Genomic DNA, 21403 nt, shown 5'->3' on the forward strand with positions numbered 1-21403 from the left:
GGGCGAGGCTTCTTCTTCCCCATGCTCTCCATGATGGACATCCTCCCGGGGCTGAACCCCTGATCTCGGATGTCCGCCAAAACGGATCAAGCCCAGAGGTTGTCCGGGCGGTCAGTGACCGCGTATGCGTGGGTCGTACTCCGCCGCTGGTAACAGACCCAGCACTGTGCGGCGTTCTTCGAGCCAGTCAGGGTTCCGCAACAGGGGCTCTGTCGTCCTCGATCACCCCAGTCGCTCCGCACGACGAGTGGAAGAAGCCTGTGCAGGCCGCCGGTGGACGTCCGCTGCTGGTCTACCTCACTGCGTCCTGAGGAACTTCTGCGACGCCTCGCCGCACGCAACGAACGCCAAGACGCCAATGTCCTGACCGTATCGCCCGAGGCTCTGGGCGCATTCTTCGCTCGGTTCGAACCTCCCGCCGATGACGAGAACGCAGTGACCCACTACGGCGATACAAAGATCATCTACTCCATGATCAGATGGCGCCCTCGGCCATCCCTCGGAGCAGGGGTGCCAGGTATTCGGCTACCACTATCAGGGTCCGGTCCGAATAGGTAGGTCCCACGAGCTGTACGCCGATCGGGAGGCCGTTCGCGTTTCGAGCGACGGGTACGACGAGGCTGGGCAGGCCGACGTGGCTGGTGAGGTTGGCCCAGCCGGTCTGGTCGAAGAAGCTCCGTTCGACTCCGTCGACCATGAAGGAGCGGCTCCCGGCCGGGATCGCCGCGGTGGGAGCAGCGGGGGTAATGAGGACGTCGTGCTGGGCGTCAGCGAAGAACCGATGCCACGTCGCACGAAGCCGGAGGCGCTCCTCGTTGGCGCGGAGCCAGGCGCGGTGTGTCTGCGTGCGGTGACGGAGGATGGCGGCACGTGGGCTCGCGTCATCCGTGTGCAGGTCACGGGCGGCGGCGAGTTCGGCCTCGCCGGCGTCGTCGTCGGTGGCGGCCGTCGTGGTGGCGTGGAGGAGCTGCTCGAAGAGGCGGAGAGAATCAGCGAAGCCGACCGGTCCCGCGGTGCGGCGGACGCTCGCGCCGGTGGAAGCCAGCGCTCGTTCGAGGGCGGCGAGAGCATCGGCGGTCTCGCGGTCGACGGGGCAGCTCGCGTCCTCGGCCCAGACCGCCACGCGGAGCTCGTCCAACGCGCGCCGTGTATTGGGCAACCTGATACTCCAGGGGTTGTTCTCCTCGGGTGCCGGTGTAGTCAGCGCGGCGAGGAGCAGGTCGAGATCCCGGGGGTGGCGGGCCAGGGGGCCGGGGGTGACCATGTCGCTGCTGGTGATCCATCCCGGCGGTCGGGGGATGTGGCCGCGGGCTGGGATGAGTCCGTGGGTGGGGCGCAGGCCGTAGACGCCGCAGTAGTGGGCGGGAAGGCGCAGGGAGCCGGCGAGGTCGCTGCCGAGGTCGGCAGGGGTCAGGTGTGCGGCGACTGCTGCGGCGGGGCCGCCGGAGGAGCCGCCGGTGGTGCGCTTGGGGTCGTGCGGGTTGAGCGTGGGGCCGAACAGGGCGTTGTCGGTGTGCAGGTCCTGGCAGTACGCCGGGGTGTTGGTCTTGCCCATGATGACGGCTCCTTGGTGGCGGAGCCGGGCGACCGCGTCGGCGTCGCGTGTGGGGACGTGGTCGGCGAGGTCTTCCGCGCCGCTCGTGGTGCGCAAGCCGGCGGTCTCGAAGCTGTCTTTGATCGTGAGGGGAAGGCCGTTGAGGACGCCGGTGCTCTCGCTGCGGGCGCGGCGTTCGTCGGCTGCGTGCGCGGCGGCTCGGGCCGCGCTGTCGTCGCGCGTGACGACGGCGTTGATCTGGCTGGCGTCTATCTGGGCGAGGTGCAGGTCGAGCAGTTCGCGGCTGGAGATCTCGCCGCGGTCCAGGGCCCGGAGCTGGACGTGGGCGGGCTGGTGGGTGAGGTCGTTCGTCATGCGGAGACTCGCTCAAGGTGGGGGGCTCGTGCGGGCTGGCGGGGCAGGTGGCGCGCGACGTCGAGAAGAGCGTCGATGTCTTCCATGGGCCCGGTGGTCTGGCGTTCGAAGTCGGCGAACTCTGTGAGCTGGTCGGGCTCCGGGCGGGCGCCAGCGGCCCTGGCGGCGATTCCGGCGAGGATCTGGTCCGCTGTGACGGCCGCGGACAGATCCTTTCCGTGAAGCCCTCGGGCCCGGTGACGGGCTTCGCTGGCCTCGCGGACGGCGGCGTCGAGGTACTGGCGGATCACGAACCGGCCGTCCCGGATCTCGACGGCTCGGCGGTAGAGCCGGATCGAGATACGACGGAAGCGGCGCCGCTGGGCCGGGTCGACCCTGTCGATCGGCAGCTCGATCTCGGGTGCCTCGCTGTAGAAGGCCAGCCACAAGGGGCGCAGGCCGTAGTAGCTGCGGTACTGCTTGATCCGGTACCGGACGCTCTGGGCCTGGTCGCTGACGGTGGGCACGAGCCAGCCGATCAGCGTGAGCATGGCGCCGACATCGCCGCAGGTCCAGGCAAAGCCCTCCCATTCCGCGAGGGAGGTGTCGAAGGCGCCGGCGATCACGTTGCCGATACGGACGGCGCTGTATCCGAGGGTGACGGTCGCGCCGAGGGCGACGATGCGCAGGCCGACGCGGACGGACCCGCGAATGCTGCGGCGGGCCAGGCGCCAGCAGGCGCGGGCGAGGAGGACTTCGCCGATGGTGTAGGCCGTGACGTACAGGGTGAGGTACGCGGCGTACCAGTCGTCGTGCGCGTAGTAGAGCGTGAAGTCGATCGGGTGCGGCGCGTTGGGCGTCAGCAGGGCGAACAGCACCAGCAGCCCGGCGATCACAGCGAAGCCGGTCCAGAGCCACCGGCGACTGCGCCGGCGGGCTACCTCGGGCGGGGATCCCCAGTAGGTGAGGACCACCTGTTGGCAGGCCAGGAGCGCGACCACGCAGCCCTGCGCGAGGGGCACGGAGATGTTGACGGTGCCGAGCATGCGGTCGAGGTAGTTCCACATCGGCGTGATGGAGAACAGGAACGAGAGCCCTGACAGTAGGAAGACAGCGGCCAGCGCGGCGGAGGCGGGGTCGCGGCGCCGGGTGGGCACGTCCCGCAGGAGGCAGAGGAAGCCGAGCGTCGCGACGACGAGGCTGATCGGGTGGAGCAGGTCCTTCACGGCCGGGCCTCCCGCCGGCGCAGCAACGTGTGCGTGACCCGGTCCTGGACCGCGTCACCGGAGGACTCGTCGCTGCGCAACCAGCGGTCGATGATTTGCCGCTGGAGCAGCGAGGCGAGAAGTTCCGTGTCCCGCTCCTCGGCTTCGTCGTACTTGGTGCGTCCCAGCATCATTTGCACGGTGGCAGGGTCCACGCTGCTGATGAAGGTCGGGGCGAGCGCGGACACCGGGCGGCTTTCGTGGTGGCCGAGCAGCAGGTGGCTGAACTCGTGGGCGATGATGTGGTCTTGATGCATGGGGCTGGTCCGCGGGTCGTAGAACACGTGGACCGCACTCTCCGTGACAGCACATGCCCCGCACACCGAGGGCGCCTGCTCCCGGGGCTCTAGAACCACCGTCCGCCCCGTGCGGCGAGAGACCTCGTCGCATAGATCGCGGATGTTGGTGACTTGCGGGAGGTTGAGCTCGGCCAGGAGGTCAGGCTGGCGGCGCCGCCTGCGTGCAGACCACATTGCATTTCCTTGATCATTTACTGAACTGAAGCTTCTTACGTGCCAGTTGAGGGCGGCAAGCCTTCTGATTTCCGGACGCTCTCAACGACCCCGAGGACGGCATCCTTCCCGTCAGCGGACATGTCGGAGAGACGGAGGAGAACGTTCTTGATCTTCGCGTCGCGGAGCAGGGCGAGCAACTCAAGCTCCTGCACGGTCTTTTCAGCGACCACGTCGTCGAACCAATAGGCAGGATCCACTCCGAAAAAGGCTGCGAGTGCTTCGAGGTGACGCTTCGTCGGATTATCCCGTTGCCCCGTCCGCAGGAGCCACAGGTACTGGCCCGACACGGTTCCGAGCCCACGCTTCTCCATCAGCTCGGCCACTTCAGCGTTGCTGTAAGGGCCTCGTTCGGGCGGGTGCACCGTGTCGAACAGGCGGTTTAGGCGATCCATGAGCCCCTTGGGGCTCACCTGACCTTCGGTCACTCTTTCATGATCCTTTCCCGGGCGGGCTTCGTCGTCACTTCAGCCACCCTACCCCGCCATAAACACCAGTTTGACGCGCCGATCACCTGTGTGGAAAGTTCTTCCCCACCAGCACGTTTCCGCGTGGCGCGTACCGCCCGCTTCAGGTCGGCCTGTCCGTTTTTACCGGCAGGAGCATGCCGGCGGCGTGGCGCGAGCCACAATCGCCCAGCGAGAAGGTTACGTCTGGCGCATAAGGCTTTGATTTTCGACCGGAAAGCGCGGAGACGACTGTGGAAACACCTCAACCACATCGCTTTTCCGCCGCGGGGAATATCAGACACCCCCTCCAGTTCGGACAAAATGGCACATTCTCGGCGTTCGACGCAACCGCGGCAACGGTGCGCGTCGACGCGAGGGCACACCCTGCCAGGGCCTGTAGAGACGGCTGCAGCGCACGACCATTCGGTTACTCACTGCAACCAGTACAGAGATTAAGAACCAAGTCTGGATCTTGACACGGGTGCGTGCGTATGTTCGTCGTCCCCGGGCAGCCCGCCTGCGGCGACGAACGCGAGGAGAGCGCGAGCACCGACCGGACCGCGAAGGTCCACAAAACAGCGACGGCGCCCGAGAGCGGTAACTCGCGGACGCCGAACGCGAAGCGGCGTACCCGCCCCGGCAAGGGCGGAGATTGCCCACCATCACCACGTTGAGTCCTTCCGAGGGGCGCATCAGCGTGGCAACACTGCAAAGGGGAGTATCGCATGCCTCCTGTCCTGCGCAAAAGGCCCTTCCGCCTGGCCTGCGCGGCAACCACGTCCGCCTCGGTGCCTCAGTGCCCCGAGCCGGACCGGACCATCCTGGCCCCGGCGAGCCGCCGGGCCCGCCCGCTCGTCGGGAGCAGCCGATGAGCAGCGAAGCCCGCGAGTGGGTATGGGAGCACAGCTCCAGTCGAGGGGCCGCGCGCCTGGTCCTGCTGTCGATCGCCGACCGGGTGGCCGACGATCAGTGCATCTCCTGGGCCTCGCTTTCCAGCCTGGCCAAGCGCACCCGTGCCTCGGTCTCCACGGTGCGCGAAGCCGTCGAGCGCCTGCTCGCGGCCGGCGAGCTGGAGCAGCTCGATGACCTCGTAGGGCCGCAGCGCAGCACGGTCTACCGCCTGCCTCTCGCCGCCGAAGCGGTTGCCCAGGCCCAGCACGAGGAGCAGGAGGACGGCGACACGGCGGTGGCAGACGAGCCCGCCGGCCCCGCGAAACTCCGGCTCTCGGCTCTGCGGCGGTACGGAATCCGCCCGCGTGAGGTGCCGGAATCCCCCGCGAGGGTCCGGAAACCGGCAGTACCGGAAACCGGCAGGTCGAGGCGGAAACCGGCACAGCGACGTACCGGCTACCGGCACAGCGATGTACCGGCCACCGGCACACAGAACCGTAGTGAACCTGATTTGAACCGGAGGTACAGCAGTGGTGGTGCTGCCGTCCTCTCGGCTGCCGAGTGGCAGGTCGACCCCGCCACCCACACCTGGGCCCGCCAGCAGGGGCACCTCGACCGCCTCGGCGAGGAGGGTCTGCGGGCTGCCGACGCGAAGTGGCGTGCCCATCGGGCGGGCCACACCCCGAGGCCGGCGGAAGCCTGGGCTGCCGACTGGCGCTCCTGGGTCGCCCGGGAGCACGCCCCCAGCCGCCCGAACCTCTACGCCGTGTCCGGCAAGAACACCGCCGCACCGGGGGGCATGACGCGGACAGAGGCCCACACCGCCGCCCTGCTGGCCGCCCTCGACGAGCCGACCGGAACGGAGGGCTGACCGTGGACCGCCGCGAAATCGCCGCCCTGCTGGCCTACATCGGCCGACTCGACCCCCGCACCATCCGCACCGACCAGGGCGAAGCGCGCGACCAGCTCGCCCAGTGGCACGAGCTGCTCGGCGAGGTGCCGATGGCCACCCCCCACGGCTGGGACGTCCGCGTCGCCGCCCGCCAGCACATCCGCACCTCGCCGTACCAGATCCTGCCCGCGGACCTGGCCCGTCCCTGGGAGAACTACCGGCGCGACCGCCTGGCGAGGCACTCCGACCCCACGCCGTCCGTCGACCCCGACGACCAGGCCGCCTGGACCGCCGAGCTGGCCGGCACCCGCCGCGCCGTTGCTGCTGGCACCGCGCAGCCCGCGCAGGCCCGAGCGATCACCAGCGGTCGCGACGGAGTCGACCCGACGCTGGAGGCGCGGCTGCGGGAGATCGGTTCCTGCATACCGCCCGCCGCCCGAGCAGCCCTCGTGCCCTACCGGCCCGCCCGCGCAGCCCGTGAGGCCGCTGTCGCGCAGGGGCTGCCCGACGCCCTGAGCGTGCGGTGCGAGTGGTGCCTGGCCCAGCCTGGCGAGCCGTGCCGCCGCCGGAGGATCGGTCCCGACGGCGGAGCCCGCGGGACCACCCCGCGCGCCACCCCGCACCCCGGCCGCCTCGACCTCGCCGCCGCCCAACAGGCCCAGCAGCCCGCCTTGGCCTGATCGGCGCATCCGGCGCGTACACCCCCTCCGGTGCACCGCCACCCGACACCACCATCCCGCACCGGCTGCGGCACACGCCCACGCGCCGCAGCCGGCAGCCGACGCCGCACCCGCCGAGCACCGCCCTCGCCGGCGGCGCGGCAGCACATCGGAGACCCGCCTTGCGCCACATCACCACCCACGACGCGCCGACCACCGGCCTGCGCGGCATCGGAGACACCAGCTGGCACACCCGCGGAGCGTGCCACGGCATGGACGTCGAGGACGCCGACGCCGTGTTCTTCCCCGGGCCCCGGGATCACGAGGAGATCGCGGAGGCGAAGGAGCTGTGCGGCTGGTGCCCCGTACGCCGCGAGTGCCTGGACTTCGCCCTGGAGAACGTCCTCAAGGAGGGTGTCTGGGGCGGTCTCACCGAAGCCGAGCGGCGCCCGTTGCACGATGGCCTGCACCAGCGCCTGGACTACCGACGCGTGACCGCCTTCTTCCAGGGGCGCGACGTGCACCTGACCGAGGCCGAGCGGCAGGTCGTCATCGACCACGCCTACGTCCGGGGCTGGCGGCCCGACCGGCTCGCCGCCGCCCTGCAGATCAGCCACAAGCACGCCCGCGACCTGCTCCGGCAGGCCGCCAACAAGGTCCTCGACCGCGACCGCAACTACGGCGTGCCCCGCCCCGAGAGGAAGCGGAAGAAGACCTCCAAGGCCAAGGGCACGCCCGCGCCCGCAGCTCCCGGCACTCAGCAGCCGGCAGGCCGCCCGGCGGCGTTTGCCCCGGTGCACGCCCCTCTCGGAAAGGCAGCATGACCCACCCCGTCCTCGCCTTCGGTGCTACTTCGGACCTCCCTCTCCTCCTCGCCGCCGTCGTGCCCGCCGCCCTCGCACTCGTGCTGACCGCTTGGACCATCCGGCGCAGGGGAACCCGCTCGCAGAAACGTCTCGGTGGCCCGGCGGTCAAAGTCGCCGCCGTCGCCGCCCTCGGCTGCACCGCCTACAGCGCCGACACGAGCTGGCGCTTCGCCGCCGACTACCTCGACATGGCCGGCGCCGCCGAGCGAGCCGGAATGTTCGCCGCAGCTGAACTCGCCCTGTTCGCCACCGCACTGATGGCACGGCAGAACCTCGCCGTGCAGGGCGCTCCCGGCCTGCCAGGCACGCTGGTCTGGGTGATCACCACGGTGCAGGTGATCCCCGCCTACGCCGAGAGCGGCCCCATCGGCGGCACGGTCCGCGCCTTCGTCGGACCGGTCATGGCGGCGATGCTGTGGCACCTGGCCATGGGCATCGAACTGCGCCTGCGTACCCCCGGCGCCGCCTCGAACGGACTGATCGCCGTCCTGGGACGGGAGGCACGCGAACGGCTGCTGTCCCGCCTGGGCATCGCCGCGCGAGACCGCGACGCCGCGCAGATCACCCGGGACCGAGCCACCGCCCGTGCGGTCACCCTGGCCGTCCGCCTCGCCGAGCGCACACCCGAACAGCAACGAAACCGTCGCGGCCTACGGCTTACCCGACGCCTGTCGAAGGCGGTCGGCAGGGCCTCGGTCGGCACCGACCCCCTCCAGCGGGCACAGCTGCTCGACCAGCTCGCCGCCCGGCGACACGCGCTCGCGCTCGCCACGGTCCCGCTCCTTTCTCCCTGGTCCCCTGCGCACAGCAGTGCATCGGCGGCCACGGTCCCCGCACAGCCGACATCGAATGTGCCGGTCCCCGTCCCCGGTCCCGACGGTTCCGACGAGCCGGTCCCGGGCCCGGGACCGAGGACTCCTCGGGGACCGGTCCCCGAGGAGGCGGACCCGGAAGCCAAGGTCGGCGCGGGGACCGAGGGCGACGAAACGGGAACGACCGCGGGGACCAAGCTGCCTGAAGACGGCGCGGTCCCGGGGACCGAACCCGCCGATCCAGAAGCCGCAGCGGCCACGAGGACCGACCGCAACGCGCAAGAAGTAGCAGCTCAGGTCCCAGATCCTCATCGGGGACCGGGCCTCTCGAAGTCGGGGACCGAGAGCACCGAGGACCGAGGACCGACAGCCACCGCCTCCGGGACCGAGACCACCCAGGACCGAGGACACAAGGTCCCACGCCGCCGGAAGCCGGCCACGAAGTCCCGGACGAAGACCAAGGACGCGCGTGCCCGGTCCCGCTCTCCGCAGACGGAGCGCCCGGCACGCGAGCTGGGCGAGTCCGAGCGCCAGCTTGTCCACGAGGTACGCCCCCACGTTTCCGGCCTGCTCGAACGGGACGGCAACGGAACGATCACTCGGGTGCAGCTGCGCGAAATTATCCGCCGCCAGGGCCTGACGGGTGTCGGGAACGACCGACTCGGCCTCGTCCTCCAGGAGCTGCGGAACGAGGACATCACGACGACGAGGAGCACCGCCCGATGAAGACCTGCCACCAGTTCGACACCGTCCGCGCGGAGTACGAGCGAGAGATCGGATTCATGCTCGCTCACTCCGAGCGGCACGCGGGCAGGCCGGCGGCGAAGTCCAGTGCGAAGCAAGCTGCCTCGGCGAAACAGCGGATGGCGCGCGCGCTCAACAGTCACGTCGGGCGCTGCCCCGAGTGCGGCTGAACCGGCAAAGCACCAGCTCAAAGCCCCTATCCGTAACGGGTGGCCCGGCTCCGTGCCGGGCCACCGCCCCTTGGAGTACGCCGTGATTCCGCGTCCCCCTCGTTCATCCAAACCCACCGTCGCGGAGGCCGATGCCTGGGCCGACGTACTGGTCCGCCGACACCTCCTGTTCGCCGCCGTCCTCACGCCGACCGGCCAGTGGCTCGTCCAGGAACGCCCCGACGGCCCCGTCCGCGTCCTCGCGGGCCCAGCCGACCTCCTCGCGCTGGCCGCGATCCTCCAGCAGTACACCCGCTCTACGAGGCCCGAATCCCGATGACGAACGCACGCAAGAACGGCGCCACCCCGGAACCTGATCCCGACTCCAACTCGGTCTCGCGGCGAGCAAGTTGGGGCGGAAGCGTAGCTTCCGCCGAACCCGCCCCCTCGGGGGCGGGAGAGGACCTGCACCGGGGGGCGCAGGTCCTTGAGGCTTCGACCGGGGGCGGATCGAAGCCAGGGCAGGAGGAGAAGCAGACTGAACCGCGTGTACGCCGACAGCGCGCTCCTCGCGCCCGCCAGCGTCCGCGCCAGTCGCCCGAGAAGAAGCGCCTCCACCAGCCCAACACACGTTTCAATGATGATGAGTTCGCCGTGATCAAGTCCGCCGCCGCCCAGTGCAACCTGTCCGTCGCCGGGTTCCTCGCCCGCTCCGCGCTCGCCGCCGCCCGCGACCTCAACCGCACCAGTGCCGAGATCGCCGACGAACGCGAAGTCATCTCAGCCCTGTTCGACAGCCGACGTCGGCTCGGCTGGGCCGGCAGCAATCTCAACCAGGCAGTAAAGGCGCTCAACTCCGGTGCAGACGTTCCTCAGCTCGAATCGGCCGTCGCCGCCGTGCGGCGTGCCGCCGACACCGCCCACGAAGCCGCCACACGGCTGATCGAGCACCACGGCTCATGATCCCCAGCGTCAACCCGTCCGGGTCGGACACCAGAGGTCTCCTCTACTACCTCTACGAGACCGGCAAGTACGAGGATCACACCGACCCCCATCTCGTCGCTTCCTTCGACGGTATGTCCCCCGACCCCGGCCGCGACCCGAGCGCCACCCTCACAGACCTCCAGCAGCTCCTGGACCAGCCCGTGATGGCCCTCGCCAAGCACGCCCGCCCGGCCAAGCACGTGTGGCACACCTCCGTACGCGCCGACCCCGGCGACCGGATCCTGTCCGACGAGGAGTGGGCCGACATCGCCCGCCGCATCGTGGCCGCCACCGGCATCGACCCCGGCGACGGACAGCCCGGCTGCCGCTGGGCCGCCGTACGCCACGCCGACGACCACATCCACATCGTCGCCACCCTCGTCACCGAGGACGGCCACCGCCCCGACGACTTCCGCTCCGGCGCTCGCGCCCAGGCCGAAGCCCGGCTCATCGAGAAGGAACTCGGTCTCCATCAGGTCGCGCCGGGCGACGGCACAGCCGCACAGCGGCCCACGAGCGCCGAGCGCCATAAGGCCGAACGGCAGGGTCGCGAGCGCACCGCTCGCGAGGAACTGCGCGAAACCGTACGACGCGCGGTGGCCGGGGCGAGGAGCGACGAGGAGTTCTTCGACCGGCTCGCCGCCGCCGGCCTCCTGATCCGCAAGCGTGCTGCGCCCTCCGGCGACCTGCTGGGATACAAGGTCGCCCTGCCCGACGACCTGAACAAGGACGGCGAGCCGGTGTTCTATCCTGGCGCGCGCCTGGCCCCCGACCTGTCGCTGCCCCGCATCCGCGAGCGCTGGGCCGGTGAGGCCCAGGACGGTCCGGCTGCCCGGCGGGAGGATGCGACCCGTACGGGGCCGGACAGTCCGGCCGCCGCGCGCCGCGGGACGGCTTCGGCCGTGTGGCAAGCGGTGCTCGTCGTCGAGCACGGCGAGGACGCGGTCGCCGCTGCCCACATCGCAGCGACCGGCGAGGTCCTGGATGCCCTCGCGAAGACGTCCGCTGCCCACACCCGCCGCGAACTGCGCGACGCCGCAACAGCTTTCGAACGGGCCTCGCGCTCTCACGTCCGCGCCGTGCGCGGGCACGATCGAGCCCTGCGGCAGGCCGCCCGCGACCTCGTCCAGGGCGGCCCGGCCCTCGGCCGCGGCGAGGACGGAGCCACCACGGCGATGGCCATCGACATGCTGTTCTTCCTGATCACCGCCGCCGCGCACTGGCACGCGCGGAAGGGACACGCCCAGCAGGCCGAGGCCGCCACCCGAGCCGCCGAGCACCTGCGCACCGCCTACCAGGCCGCCTCCACCCAGCCCCTCAGCGTGCTCTACCAGCGTGGCCAGCGTCTGAGCCGGCCGATGCTGCAGCGGCAGACGGTGCTGCTGCGCGAGGCGCTGCCGGAGCTGGCCGAGCAGATCCTCACCGAGCCTGGCTGGTACGCCCTGGCGGCGACCCTCGCGGAAGCCGAAGCCTCTGGCCACGCCCCGGCCGCTCTCCTGTCCGACGCTGCCGCACGGCGCGAACTCGGCACCGCGGACTCCGTCAGCGACGTGCTCGTGTGGCGGATGCGGCGGACCGCAGACCTGCCCGCCGATGCCTCCCACCTGCCCGAGACCAGCACCGCGGGGAACCGGTCCGCAACACGCGGGACGACCACCAGGCCCTCCGCGTCCGGCAGGCGGCGCAGAGGAGAGGAGACCTCACGTCAGACCCGGTAAGCCCGCCGGATGCCGACACACGCCCTCAGCGCGTCACCGCGAGAAGGGACAGCGTCACCGCTCGCTCGCAATCCACAACATGGCCGTACGTCAACATCGAACCTCGGTGGCGACAGGTCCGATGCAGATGCGGTCGGCATCCGTGCACCCGCAGGACGGACGGACATGGCGCAGGTGGGGCCCGTCGAGCCAGCAGGCGTCGCGAAGTTGAGCGGCCGTGGGAGACGACGACGAGTGATCGGGCACACCGTGGCAACGCTGCCGCACCGTACCGAGACGCGCATCGTAGCCAACTCGTCATCTGCGCAGCCGAGATCGACGAGTACCCCTGCTGACCTGGCCGGAGATGACTGTGGACTGTGTGAATTGAAACCGCCGGGGGCGTGGGGCACGATCATGAAGCGCGCATGACGAGGTGACGAGGTAGAGGAGGACGCCAGGGTGTTTCACCGGATACGCCGCCGGCCCAAGGAGCCGAGCGAAGCTCAGAGGCGGTTCGCTGAGCTGCATGCACGGCTCCAGGGCCAGGTCCCGCCCGGCTTCGGAGTGCCGGCGCCCGAGCCGGAGCCCGCCGAGCCGGCCGCCGTCGTGGACGACTTCCTTCCGCCGGAACTGCGCGTGCCGAGCCACGACCAAGTCGAGGGCAAGATGATGCCGTGGAAGCAGCCCCTCGTCCTCGAAGGCGAGATGGTCGCCTGTGCCGAGTGCGGTGCGTACCGGGACTGGCTCATCCTCTCCACGCGTGGCGAGATCTGGCTGCGCTGCCGGGCAGGCCACCAGCAGCAGGAGACCCGCATCGACACCGCCTGGTACAACCGGCACTCCGGGCCGGCGGACGCGACGCACGCCACGTTCGAGGACTGCTTGCGCCACCTCGGGCACTGACCACCACTCCTACGACCCCAACGGGCCCGCGGGCCCGCACTGACCACCCGTCGCCTAGCACCAAGGGGTCAGTTCCGTCATGCGCGTTCGCGTCGCCACCACCGCTCTTGGCATCACCGCCGCCCTCCTCGCCCTGCCAGCCTGCTCCACCGACACCACGGGGGCCACGCACCAGCCCCCCTCCGCCGCCCGGACGGGAAAGCAGTCCGACGCCGTCCAGAAGCCGTCCGTGCTCTCCTCGGCCGCGCTCGAGTCCCGCCTGCTCGACCAGAGCGACCTCGGCAGCGGCTACCTGCTCAAGCCGGAGCGTCCGGCCCAGCACGACGACGTCACCGTCATCGGCTGCCCGGCCCTGAGCGAGCTGGGCGGCGACGCGGCGACCGGCGGCACGCTCGTCTTCCCGCACAAGGCGAAGTCGGGCTTCACCTACGGCGGCAGCTCCTCGGAGATCTCCGAGGAGCTGTACAGCGACAGCCCGAAGAAGCTCTCCGACGGCATCGATCGGATCTTCGACGCCATGACCGGCTGCCCGACCTATCAGGTCGTCGCGGGCGGCACCTCGATCGACGTCGCCTCGCAGAAGCTGCCCACACCCCACTTCGGCGGTGACGAGCAGTGGAGCCAACTCCTGACCTTCATCGCCGGGGGGCGAAGCAGCGTGCTCAAGCAGACCGCGATCCGCGACGGCAGCCTGCTGCTGATCGTCTCCGGCTCCCCGGCCCTCGTCGACCGCCACCTCGACAAGGCCCTCGATAAGGCCACGGCAACGAGCTGAACTGCCCGCCTGCCCCTGCGCTGCTGCCTCCGACCGCCATGGGTCGGGGGCAGCAGCGCGTTACTGACTGACGCGCTGAGCGGCGCGAGCGGCTTGGCCCGGTACCCAAGCACGGACCTGGCCGGGCTGTACGTGGAGCACGTTCGGGTTGTGACTGTGCGGCCCTCAGCCGCTGGAGGCGTTCACGAGCAGGTACGCGCCCGGGGGGAACGTGCCAGTTCCAGAACCAGGCGTCCTGCTCTCGCCCGGCGTCGCACCAGGTCACGACGGCTTTTGAGCCACGGCGGCCGTTCTGGTAGCCCTGCGTCACCTGAAGGAGTTGCCCCTGCCCGGAGCTTCAGTGCTGCTGGAATGCCTGCCACTGCGCCGCGAGGGCAGCCGTGCGCTTGCGGCGTGAACGGACCGTCAACGCGATCGTCACGGCGACGATGAGAGCGATGACCATAAAGGCGCCGGGGTCGGGGTGCATTGCCGCATCCTGCATCGTTCCGTCACAGGGCGGCAAACCATCCTGGGCATCGAAGACCAAACGGCCACTTCACCCAAAGAGCAAGAAGGTCCGGCACGCCGAACTGGGAGGGTGCCGGACTGGGATCGTCGAGAGATATGAGCGGGACGTTAAATGGCCGGCGCGCGCAGAAGGCGCTCCTGAGTGGCCTCGGGTAGCACCCGCCGCAGGACCGGTGCGGTCGAGCTGAGGGAGGCGGCGAAGGCGGCGACGAGATCGTGCGGGACGCTGGCGGCGAACGATGCCGCCCACAGACACGGTGCGCCGAGCACGGGCTCGGCCCACGCCTGCCATCCGGCCGGCCCCGTCTCGTCGTCCTCAGCGGACAGGACACGCGGGTCGGCGTCCTGGATGAGGGGCGGGACCTCGCCGAGGCTGAAGTGCGAGGTGAACGTCGGGTCCGTCGCCGCCGCCTGGGGCTGGTCGATGTCGCGGAACCATCCGTGGGCGGCGACAGCGTCAAGGACCAGGTCGGATCCGGCGAGCGGCACGGCAGGCTGGTCGCTTGCGTCAAGCGCGACGAGGAAGTCGACCACCGCCTCGCCGGGGACGTCGCGGGTGAAGTAGGCCGACCACTGGGCGAGCGGGCTGCTCGCCTCGGCTCGGGCGGAGATCTGCCAGGCGATCGGCAGCTGGCCCAGGTGGAACGGCTCGTCGGCCAGGCCCCACTGGGCCCATCGCAGGGCGTCGGGGCTGATGTGCAGGACGGTGCTGCGCAGGACCTGGCGGTCCTCCGGGGCCTCGTCCGGCTCATGCCGTCCGCGGACGATCGTCAGGCTCGTCCAGCCCAGGCCGGCGAGCGTGTCGGCGACGACGTCGTAGAGGCACCCATCGTCACCGGCCAGGTGCCGGGGGCCGACCCAGAACGCGGGCTGGCCGCCGCGCGGGGTGGACGAGTCGGGCGGGAAGTCGGGGTACAGGGGCGCCTCCAAGGGCTCGGTGCGTATCTAGTGCCGTGACCGGAAAGGTTCACCGGCTCGCGGCGCCCGGCACGGCACCTCGCCGCGTTGTCGCATCACCCGAGTACATCCAGTACACGGGTGATGCTCCGCCTTGCGATGCACCGCACCGGACGCCGCGAGCTTCCCGGCAAACCTTTCCGGCCACGGCACTAGTTGCCGCCGGCACGGCGGCGGGGGCGGTGCGGGGGTGCCTGGACGGGGCCCTGCCATGTCAGCTCGATGGCGACCTCCGGTGGCAGGTGGCCGAGCTGTGCGTCCTCGTCGCGCCCTTCGGCGAGGTAGACGACGGTCCGGCCGGTCTCGTCGACCGACTGCAGGACCTGCGCCAAGCAGTGGGCCATCGGGAAGAACGGGTTCATGGCCTGGCGGACCGGAGCATTCGGATCGCAGCCGGACAGCAGGTCGATGAGATCGCCGACGGTCATTTCCGGGGACGTCACGAGCAGCCTCCTGGGGTGTGGGGAAACGGAGCGGTGGAGCGGGCCGCTGTTCGGACGGCCAGCTCGCTCACAGTGCGGGCAGTTTCTCGGTGTCCGCGCTGTCAGAGGCGGCGTGAGGTCTCTAGCACGCGCGCTACGGCGGCGGCGACGATGTCAGCCGGCGTCTCGGTATCGAACGACAGGTGGTAGCCGCGGACCTGGGCGGTGCCGGTGACGGCAATCTTCCATCCCTCGCCGTCCGCGCCGAGGCGGCCGAGCGGGAACCAGCCGAGGTAGAACCTGCCGTCCTTGCTGCTGACGTGCACGTCCGCGCGATCATCGACGATCAGGTGGAAGTCCTCGGCGGAGAACTGGTCCATCACCAGGGTCGGCTGGCCGGGGCCGAGCTGCCATTCCCGCTGTCGCCGGGCTTCGACGGTGGTGGAGAAACCGGGGCCCTCAGGGGCTACGGTCACGGGCAATCACCTCTCTGACCTGGGGTTTCTTGCAAGGTCGTCTACGTTGACATGCCCTCGCATTCGTTGGCCAGTCTTTCCGGGATCTTTCCTCTCTGCCCCCGGCGAACTGTTGTCCTTCGACACTGAAGTTAGTCGACGTCGTCGCTCTGATCTGGAGCGGCTGACTTCCTTGTCAAGGCGTCTGCCTTATGGCCACCCGGCACAGGACGGCGAGGAGTCCTTGGCTTCGCCAGGCGCGAAGGGCCAGCCCGTCGCAACATCAATCCCACCGTCGTGGCAGACATACTCGGCCCCAGGAAATTCGCGCAGCCACGCGGCCAGAGTCTGGGCGGAGCAGTCGGGCAGGACGTCAATCCGCTCAATTGACGGCGTCGATGCCGACGTGCTTCGCCGTCTCGGCGATCTGGCGGCCACAGGCGCAACCGTCCGGCAATCGCGATCCGGGGATCAGGTCTAGGCTTTCCGGGCCAATCCCAGACCGTGAGCTCTCGTCTTTCGCCCCTGTCCCCCGCGTTGTCGGTCTCGTCGGAACGCCACAGGGAAGCGGGAGCGATCCCGGGGGCGCTCCAAACCGTCCAGCAGGGAGGCGATTTCCGCGTCGGGGCGCCACCGGCCGCGGCCGAACGTCTGCTGTACCTTCTCGCCCTCCGCGGTCTCCGGGTTGTTGCCAGAGCGGAAGTGGCTGACGAAGAAGTAGCTTCGGGGACGTGGTCACGCCATTACGACCTCGGTACTGGTGAGCTCGCGTATTCAACTGTCGCCAGTTCTCGGACAGGTCCAGCCTGATGGTGACCGTCAGTGGTCGCCGGAGGGGACAAGCGGGCACCGATTTGCTGCGCCGGGTGTGGCACGCCCGCCAGGAGAGCCGCCATCGAATACGTTCACCGCATGGATCCGTTGGACAGCTTTGCGACCCACATGACCTCTGACATGCCGCCAGCCGAGCGGATCGCCGGCCTGCTAAAGGTGTACTCCCAGGAGACCGGCGATCAGTTGAGCCCGCCGTTGGCCCCGGCTGCGGCGGCCCGGGTTCGGGCGTGGATGGTGAGCCAAGACCGCTTCCAGATTGCCCACAAGGAAGCCACGCTTCGCGCGGAGGTGCACTCCTCGGTATCCAGCAAGGCTAGTTGGTTGCAGCAGTCAAGGTGCACCAGCTGCGATGCACTGGACTTCAAGTCCACCGCAGCGCGTCCGACCTACTTTGCTGTCCCAGTACCGCCGTTCACCAAGCAGAACAAGGACAGGGCACGGCGCGTAAACAAGGCCGTCAGGCGCGAGATGGAGCGCACACACAGCAGCCGCGACCCTATGACGTGGAAGGGGCTGATGATCTGCGCCAGCGTCGTGGCGGTGCAATCCGAAAATCGCCGACTGATCGACGTGGACAACGCGGCGAAGGCGGTCCTGGATACCTTGTCCAAAACAGTGATCATTGATGATAGGTACGTCCAGCATCTTCGAGCTTCCAGGCTGATTGCTCATGGCACCGAGGGCTACTACCTCATCGGACTCTCGCCAGTGCATCCGCTGGAGGACGACGTCGTCGAGAGGTCAGGACATGTGGTTTTCGCGGGTTTGATCCAACCACCTCAGTGCCTGTGAATACTGATGCGGGGCTATTTGCGGCGCTTTACTGGTGAGCTCGCCTATTCAACTGTCGTCAATTCTCTGAGATGTCCCGGCTCGCTGGTGACTGCGTGTGGTCGCCTGGGGTGTATCGGCTCCACGTCCCGCTCCGTCTCCAACTCGGCGAGAGGAAAGGAATGCAGCGGCTGGTCGGCGTGCCAGCCAGGGAAAGCGATCAGCCTCCGTATCCGCACGGTCCGTGCCGCTGGCCGCTGCGAATGCCTCAGCGAATGCGGACGCGGCACTCACACCGGCCGCTGCCCCAACCTGAACGGACAGCCCGCGTACGGCGCCGGCTCCCGTGTTTCCTTGGCATGGACGGTGCCGCGGGCGACGTGTGGCGGGAAGGGTGCCTCCGCCCTGCTTAGACGTGGTCTCACGTGGTGGTGGTTAGCGTGGGACGGGGCTCCGGCTACGTCGTCACGCTCGTGAGAAAGGTGAGTACCTCGGCAGCAAGGTGTGCCATCTCCTCGCCGGCCGCGTGCACCGTGGTGGTCTCGAAGTGCCACTCCTCGAACGGGGGCCGGTCGTGAATGCCCCAGGTCAGGTAGACGTGGCCGCCCGATCGGTGCTCCGCAGAGATCGTCAGGTCGTATTCCAACGAGTGCCAGGTGCGCGCTCCCTCCCAACCCCGGAAGTCCTCGGCCAGTGAGGAGAGGAAGCTGTGTAGACCGTCGCCGTCCCAAGTCCGTACCGAGGTCTCGACACTCACCCACTGACCGCGTGCCTTCACGAGGAAGTCGAGCGTCGGTTCGTCGTCGTACGGGCGCGTTGGCTCGGAGAAGAGCAGGTGGACGGGGCGAGGTCCGGGGTCTCCCACTCGGACCGTGGGACTGCCGGATTCGTCGTAGTCGATCACGTGAGCAGGTTAGGAGGCCAGGCCGGGTGGTCCAACGTCGTTTTCTGGTGGGCGGGCAGCGGAGTGTGCTTCCATGGGGCATGATCGTCAACCATGGCTGCGGATCTTGGGCGTGACTTGGTTCCTGACGGACTGTGGGAGATAGCCGCGCCGCTGATACCAGCGTTCCGGCCCCGTCGACAGGGTGGTGGGACGGCGCCGGTGGCGGACCGGAAGGTGTTCACCGCGATCGTGTACGCGCTGACCACTTCGTGCGCTTGGCGCCGGTTGCCTCCTTGCTTCGGCGTTAGCCCGGCCATCGCGCACCGCCGGTTCGCCGCCTGGACAAGATCCGGATTGTGGCGGCGTCTTCGCATTGAGGTCCTCGACCGACTGGGCTCCGCGGGAGCGATCGACTGGTCCGCTGCCCTGGTCGACTCAGCCTCGGTCCGGGCGAAAAAGGGGGCCAGCTCATCGGGCCGAACCCGGTGGACCGAGGCAAACCCGGCGCCAAGCTTCACGTCCTGACCGACGCCCAGGGGCTGCCACTGGTCACTGCGGTCTCTGCCGCCAACACCCACGACAGCCTTGCCCTCAAGCCCCTGGTCAAGGCAATCCCCGCCGTGCACTCGCGTCGCGGACCCCGGCGCCGAAAGCCCAACAAGCTTCGCGCGGACAAGGGGTACGACTATCCCGAACTCCCCGTTGGCTGCGGAATCGGAACATCACTCCCAAGATCGCGCGACGCGGCATCGAATCGAGCGAACGTCTGGGGCGCTACCGCTGGAAGTCGAACGCAGCATCTCGTGGCTGTTCAACTACCGGCGCCTGACCGTCCGCTACGAACGCAAGAGCCGCTACTTCGCTGCTTTCCTCAGCCTTGCTGCCACCCTGGTCTGCTGCAAGCGATTTGCCAAGATCACCACGTGAGACCACGTCTTACTCAACCGAGGTGAACGCGGTGGCACCGGACTCGGCTCGTTCCGCCAGAGAACCGGTGGGCTTGAACACGGTGTGTCCTCCAATTGCGAGCTGAGGTGTGTCGTGGTGTGGTGGAAGGGGCCCATGGTTTCCGACCGGGCGAAGCATTCCACCAGCCGAAAACAGCCCTGAAATCCCAAGTTATGAGCGCACCACCCTCCGTCGGGCCGTCGCCGCCGTTCTGGGACTATTGCGGGCACTGCGCCGATCCCGCGACCGACCCTGTCGGCTGCCGCGGCATCCTCGTCCCCGGCCACACTGCATGCCTGGCCCACCTGGACTCCGACAACCGCGACGCCTATTACACGGGCCTTCGTCCGGGCGCGGAAATCGACCACCGTGGCACCCCTTTCACCGAAGGACTCCTCAGGGCACTTCTTCAAGCCATCCACGACCCAACGGGACAGCCCCGCCTTGGCGACGCCCGGTTCAATGAGGCGACATTCTATGACAAGGCCGACTTCGGCAACGCCACGTTCTCCGGCGACGCCTGGTTCGATAAGGCCAAGTTCTCCGGCGACGCCTGGTTTAACGAAGCAAGATTCTCTGGCACAGCAGACTTCGGCAACGCCACGTTCTCCGGCGACGCCTGGTTCGTCGAGACCATGTTCTCCGACGAGGCTCAGTTCGAAGGGGTAACGTTCTCCGGCGACGCTCGTTTCATGCAGGCAACGTTCTCCGGTGACGCCGGGTTCAAAGCGACATTCTCCAGCAGCGCCGTGTTCCAAGGGGCTACGTTCCTCAGCGACGCTGAATTCAGCGAGGTGGCGTTCTCCAGCGTCGCCGTGTTCCAAGGGGTGACGTTCTCCGGCGATGCCCTGTTCGGCGCATCGACATTCTCCGGCGACGCCTGGTTCGCGCAGGCGAAGTTCTTCGGCAACGCTGACATCGGCGGAGTGACGTTCCTCGACGAGGCTGACTTCGGCGAGGCACAGTTTGGCGGAGCGTCGTCGTTCGGACCGGTTGTGTGTGCGGTGATGATGGATCTGTCCGCTGCAGTGTTCAAGGTGCCGGTGACGTTCGAGATCGCGGCGAGAGCATTGCGTTGTGAGAGGACCCGGTGGGAGTCGACGGCGACCCTACGCCTCCGGTACGCGACTGTGGATCTCGGTGACGCGGTACTGTCCGACCTTGTAGCGGTTATCGCCTACCCCGCCCCCTTCACCACCCGCTCGGGTGCGGCAGTGGGCGAGGCCGTACTGTCAGGTGCCGAGAGTGGGGTACGGGTCGTTTCGGTGCGCGGGGTGGACGCCGCGCTCCTGGTCTTGACCGACTCCGATCTGTCCGACTGCCAGTTCGCCGGGTCTTTTCATCTGGATCAACTCCGTTTGGAAGGCGATTGCGCCTTCGCTCCTGTCCCAGCCGGCCTACACCGTCGGCACTTCATCTGGCCGCACCGGTGGACTCGTCGGAGCACTCTGGCCGAAGAGCACCATTGGCGCGCCCTGACGACCGACAATCCTGTCCCGCCTGCGGGCCAAGGTCCCTCGCCTGGGCAGTGGCGCACCGGGCCGGACCACCCCGACCCCGGCCTAACACCTGACCCGGAGGATGTGGCTGCCCTCTACCGGCAGCTGCGCAAGGCATTCGAGGACGGCAAGAACGAGCCCGGCGCCGCCGACTTCTACTACGGCGAGATGGAAATGCGCCGCCACGACCGCAATGGCACCCCGCGCGGCGAACGCGGCCTACTGTGGGCGTATTGGCTGCTCTCCGGGTACGGCCTGCGTGCCTCGCGGGCGCTGGTCTGGCTGGTGGCTGCCATGGCGGTCACAGTCGTGCTCCTCATGGGGTTCGGCTTGCCCGACACTTCGCTCGTCCCGGTTACTGGCGGGCAAGTCACTGTGGCTACGGACAAGCGTGACCCTCAGTTGACGCTTCCTCTCGGCGATCGGTTCAACGAGAAGCGTTTCGACGAGGCTTTGCCCATGGTGGTGAACTCCGTGGTGTTTCGCTCGTCCGGCCAGAACCTGACCACCGCTGGCACCTACATTGAGATGGCTTCCCGTTTGTTGGAGCCCGTTCTCCTGGCGCTGGCCATCTTGGCAATTCGCGGCCGCGTCAAGCGTTAATCGTCCCGGCCGAGGGGGCCTGTACCCAC

21 protein-coding genes and 2 pseudogenes are annotated in these 21403 nt (G+C 68.9%); 13 read left to right on the top strand and 10 right to left on the bottom strand.

The genetic code is table 11. The annotated features are described in order from the left end of the window. Positions 1 to 475: 475 nt before the first annotated feature. The 4 genes from EV567_RS21695 to EV567_RS21710 form a co-directional block, all read right to left on the bottom strand. Positions 476 to 1909 carry an amidase family protein gene (locus tag EV567_RS21695; RefSeq protein WP_130442689.1) on the bottom strand — a complete coding sequence of 478 codons (1434 nt, stop codon included), beginning with the start codon at positions 1907 to 1909 and terminating at the stop codon, positions 476 to 478. After that, positions 1906 to 3114 carry an MAB_1171c family putative transporter gene (locus EV567_RS21700; protein WP_130442691.1) on the bottom strand — a complete coding sequence of 403 codons (1209 nt, stop codon included), beginning with the start codon at positions 3112 to 3114 and terminating at the stop codon, positions 1906 to 1908. The genes EV567_RS21695 and EV567_RS21700 overlap by 4 nt, the downstream gene beginning before the upstream one ends. Beyond that, complete coding sequence (locus EV567_RS21705; protein ID WP_242620947.1) at positions 3111 to 3410, bottom strand: secondary metabolite protein; 300 nt, start codon at positions 3408 to 3410, stop codon at positions 3111 to 3113. Before EV567_RS21705 ends, EV567_RS21700 begins: the two co-directional genes overlap by 4 nt. 251 nt (positions 3411 to 3661) lie before the next feature. Beyond that, on the bottom strand, positions 3662 to 4093 hold the full coding sequence (locus tag EV567_RS21710) for an XRE family transcriptional regulator (RefSeq protein ID WP_242620948.1): 432 nt from the start codon (positions 4091 to 4093) through the stop codon (positions 3662 to 3664). Positions 4094 to 4982: 889 nt separating this feature from the next. Between EV567_RS21710 and EV567_RS21715 the strand changes: the two genes are divergently transcribed. The 10 genes from EV567_RS21715 to EV567_RS21760 all read left to right on the top strand — a co-directional run bounded on the left by EV567_RS21715 (position 4983) and on the right by EV567_RS21760 (position 13489). Further along, entirely contained in the window at positions 4983 to 5876 is an 894-nt protein-coding gene (locus EV567_RS21715) for a helix-turn-helix domain-containing protein (protein ID WP_130442695.1), read from the top strand. A 2-nt stretch (positions 5877 to 5878) separates the two neighbouring features. Beyond that, positions 5879 to 6577, top strand: coding sequence for a hypothetical protein (locus EV567_RS21720; RefSeq protein WP_130442697.1), 699 nt, complete (start codon positions 5879 to 5881; stop codon positions 6575 to 6577). A gap of 161 nt (positions 6578 to 6738) precedes the next feature. Continuing rightward, a complete protein-coding gene (locus tag EV567_RS21725) occupies positions 6739 to 7380 on the top strand; it encodes a WhiB family transcriptional regulator (RefSeq protein ID WP_130442699.1) in 642 nt (213 codons plus the stop codon). Then, positions 7377 to 8960 carry a hypothetical protein gene (locus tag EV567_RS21730; protein ID WP_130442701.1) on the top strand — a complete coding sequence of 528 codons (1584 nt, stop codon included), beginning with the start codon at positions 7377 to 7379 and terminating at the stop codon, positions 8958 to 8960. Before EV567_RS21725 ends, EV567_RS21730 begins: the two co-directional genes overlap by 4 nt. Further along, a complete protein-coding gene (locus tag EV567_RS21735; RefSeq protein WP_057608355.1) occupies positions 8957 to 9148 on the top strand; it encodes a hypothetical protein in 192 nt (63 codons plus the stop codon). Before EV567_RS21730 ends, EV567_RS21735 begins: the two co-directional genes overlap by 4 nt. Before the next feature lie 82 nt (positions 9149 to 9230). Beyond that, positions 9231 to 9467 (top strand): hypothetical protein, encoded by a 237-nt coding sequence (locus tag EV567_RS21740; RefSeq protein WP_130442703.1) that lies wholly within the window; start codon positions 9231 to 9233, stop codon positions 9465 to 9467. A gap of 314 nt (positions 9468 to 9781) precedes the next feature. Continuing rightward, positions 9782 to 10090, top strand: coding sequence for a mobilization protein (locus tag EV567_RS28515; RefSeq protein ID WP_130442705.1), 309 nt, complete (start codon positions 9782 to 9784; stop codon positions 10088 to 10090). Further along, the gene (locus tag EV567_RS21750; protein ID WP_130442707.1) at positions 10087 to 11829 is read left to right on the top strand and encodes a relaxase/mobilization nuclease domain-containing protein; all 1743 of its coding nucleotides are present in this window, start codon (positions 10087 to 10089) and stop codon (positions 11827 to 11829) included. Before EV567_RS28515 ends, EV567_RS21750 begins: the two co-directional genes overlap by 4 nt. A gap of 441 nt (positions 11830 to 12270) precedes the next feature. After that, positions 12271 to 12714 carry a hypothetical protein gene (locus EV567_RS21755; protein ID WP_130442709.1) on the top strand — a complete coding sequence of 148 codons (444 nt, stop codon included), beginning with the start codon at positions 12271 to 12273 and terminating at the stop codon, positions 12712 to 12714. A gap of 79 nt (positions 12715 to 12793) precedes the next feature. Then, positions 12794 to 13489 (top strand): hypothetical protein, encoded by a 696-nt coding sequence (locus tag EV567_RS21760; RefSeq protein WP_130442711.1) that lies wholly within the window; start codon positions 12794 to 12796, stop codon positions 13487 to 13489. Positions 13490 to 13826: 337 nt separating this feature from the next. Here EV567_RS21760 and EV567_RS21765 read toward each other — a convergent pair whose 3' ends face one another. The 5 genes and pseudogenes from EV567_RS21765 to EV567_RS28285 form a co-directional block, all read right to left on the bottom strand. Next, positions 13827 to 14018, bottom strand: a complete 192-nt coding sequence (locus EV567_RS21765) for a hypothetical protein (RefSeq protein ID WP_130442714.1) — start codon at positions 14016 to 14018, stop codon at positions 13827 to 13829. Between the two features lie 89 nt (positions 14019 to 14107). Further along, positions 14108 to 14929, bottom strand: coding sequence for a DUF317 domain-containing protein (locus EV567_RS21770; RefSeq protein ID WP_130442716.1), 822 nt, complete (start codon positions 14927 to 14929; stop codon positions 14108 to 14110). A gap of 179 nt (positions 14930 to 15108) precedes the next feature. Then, on the bottom strand, positions 15109 to 15399 hold the full coding sequence (locus tag EV567_RS21775) for a hypothetical protein (protein ID WP_130442718.1): 291 nt from the start codon (positions 15397 to 15399) through the stop codon (positions 15109 to 15111). Positions 15400 to 15500: 101 nt separating this feature from the next. Then, a complete protein-coding gene (locus EV567_RS21780) occupies positions 15501 to 15854 on the bottom strand; it encodes a DUF317 domain-containing protein (protein ID WP_130442720.1) in 354 nt (117 codons plus the stop codon). 473 nt (positions 15855 to 16327) lie between these two features. After that, positions 16328 to 16556: pseudogene (locus tag EV567_RS28285) on the bottom strand (SAM-dependent methyltransferase); the annotation flags it as partial. A 189-nt stretch (positions 16557 to 16745) separates the two neighbouring features. Between EV567_RS28285 and EV567_RS21795 the strand changes: the two are divergent. Then, positions 16746 to 17459, top strand: a complete 714-nt coding sequence (locus EV567_RS21795; protein ID WP_130442724.1) for a RusA family crossover junction endodeoxyribonuclease — start codon at positions 16746 to 16748, stop codon at positions 17457 to 17459. 436 nt (positions 17460 to 17895) lie between these two features. Here the strand turns inward: EV567_RS21795 and EV567_RS21805 are convergent, their stop codons facing one another. After that, complete coding sequence (locus tag EV567_RS21805) at positions 17896 to 18342, bottom strand: DUF6228 family protein (RefSeq protein WP_242620950.1); 447 nt, start codon at positions 18340 to 18342, stop codon at positions 17896 to 17898. A gap of 93 nt (positions 18343 to 18435) precedes the next feature. Here EV567_RS21805 and EV567_RS21810 point away from each other — a divergent pair. Together EV567_RS21810 and EV567_RS21815 are read left to right on the top strand one after the other, a co-directional pair. Beyond that, a pseudogene (locus EV567_RS21810) lies at positions 18436 to 19251 on the top strand (IS5 family transposase). Positions 19252 to 19445: 194 nt separating this feature from the next. Beyond that, positions 19446 to 21374: a pentapeptide repeat-containing protein gene (locus EV567_RS21815; RefSeq protein ID WP_130442728.1), complete on the top strand. Its 1929-nt coding sequence runs from the start codon at positions 19446 to 19448 to the stop codon at positions 21372 to 21374. Positions 21375 to 21403 lie beyond the last annotated feature (29 nt).

Source organism: Streptomyces sp. BK239 (assembly GCF_004217285.1).
Taxonomy (GTDB): Bacteria; Actinomycetota; Actinomycetes; order Streptomycetales; family Streptomycetaceae; genus Streptomyces.

Bases quoted from the DNA above. Each gene is read 5' to 3' on its own strand.
- EV567_RS21695 (WP_130442689.1), bottom strand. From the start codon at position 1,909: ATGACGAACGACCTCACCCACCAGCCCGCCCACGTCCAGCTCCGGGCC.
- EV567_RS21705 (WP_242620947.1), bottom strand. From the start codon at position 3,410: ATGCATCAAGACCACATCATCGCCCACGAGTTCAGCCACCTGCTGCTC.
- EV567_RS21715 (WP_130442695.1), top strand. From the start codon at position 4,983: ATGAGCAGCGAAGCCCGCGAGTGGGTATGGGAGCACAGCTCCAGTCGA.
- EV567_RS21730 (WP_130442701.1), top strand. From the start codon at position 7,377: ATGACCCACCCCGTCCTCGCCTTCGGTGCTACTTCGGACCTCCCTCTC.
- EV567_RS21735 (WP_057608355.1), top strand. From the start codon at position 8,957: ATGAAGACCTGCCACCAGTTCGACACCGTCCGCGCGGAGTACGAGCGA.
- EV567_RS21750 (WP_130442707.1), top strand. From the start codon at position 10,087: ATGATCCCCAGCGTCAACCCGTCCGGGTCGGACACCAGAGGTCTCCTC.
- EV567_RS21760 (WP_130442711.1), top strand. From the start codon at position 12,794: ATGCGCGTTCGCGTCGCCACCACCGCTCTTGGCATCACCGCCGCCCTC.
- EV567_RS21795 (WP_130442724.1), top strand. From the start codon at position 16,746: ATGGATCCGTTGGACAGCTTTGCGACCCACATGACCTCTGACATGCCG.
- EV567_RS21815 (WP_130442728.1), top strand. From the start codon at position 19,446: ATGAGCGCACCACCCTCCGTCGGGCCGTCGCCGCCGTTCTGGGACTAT.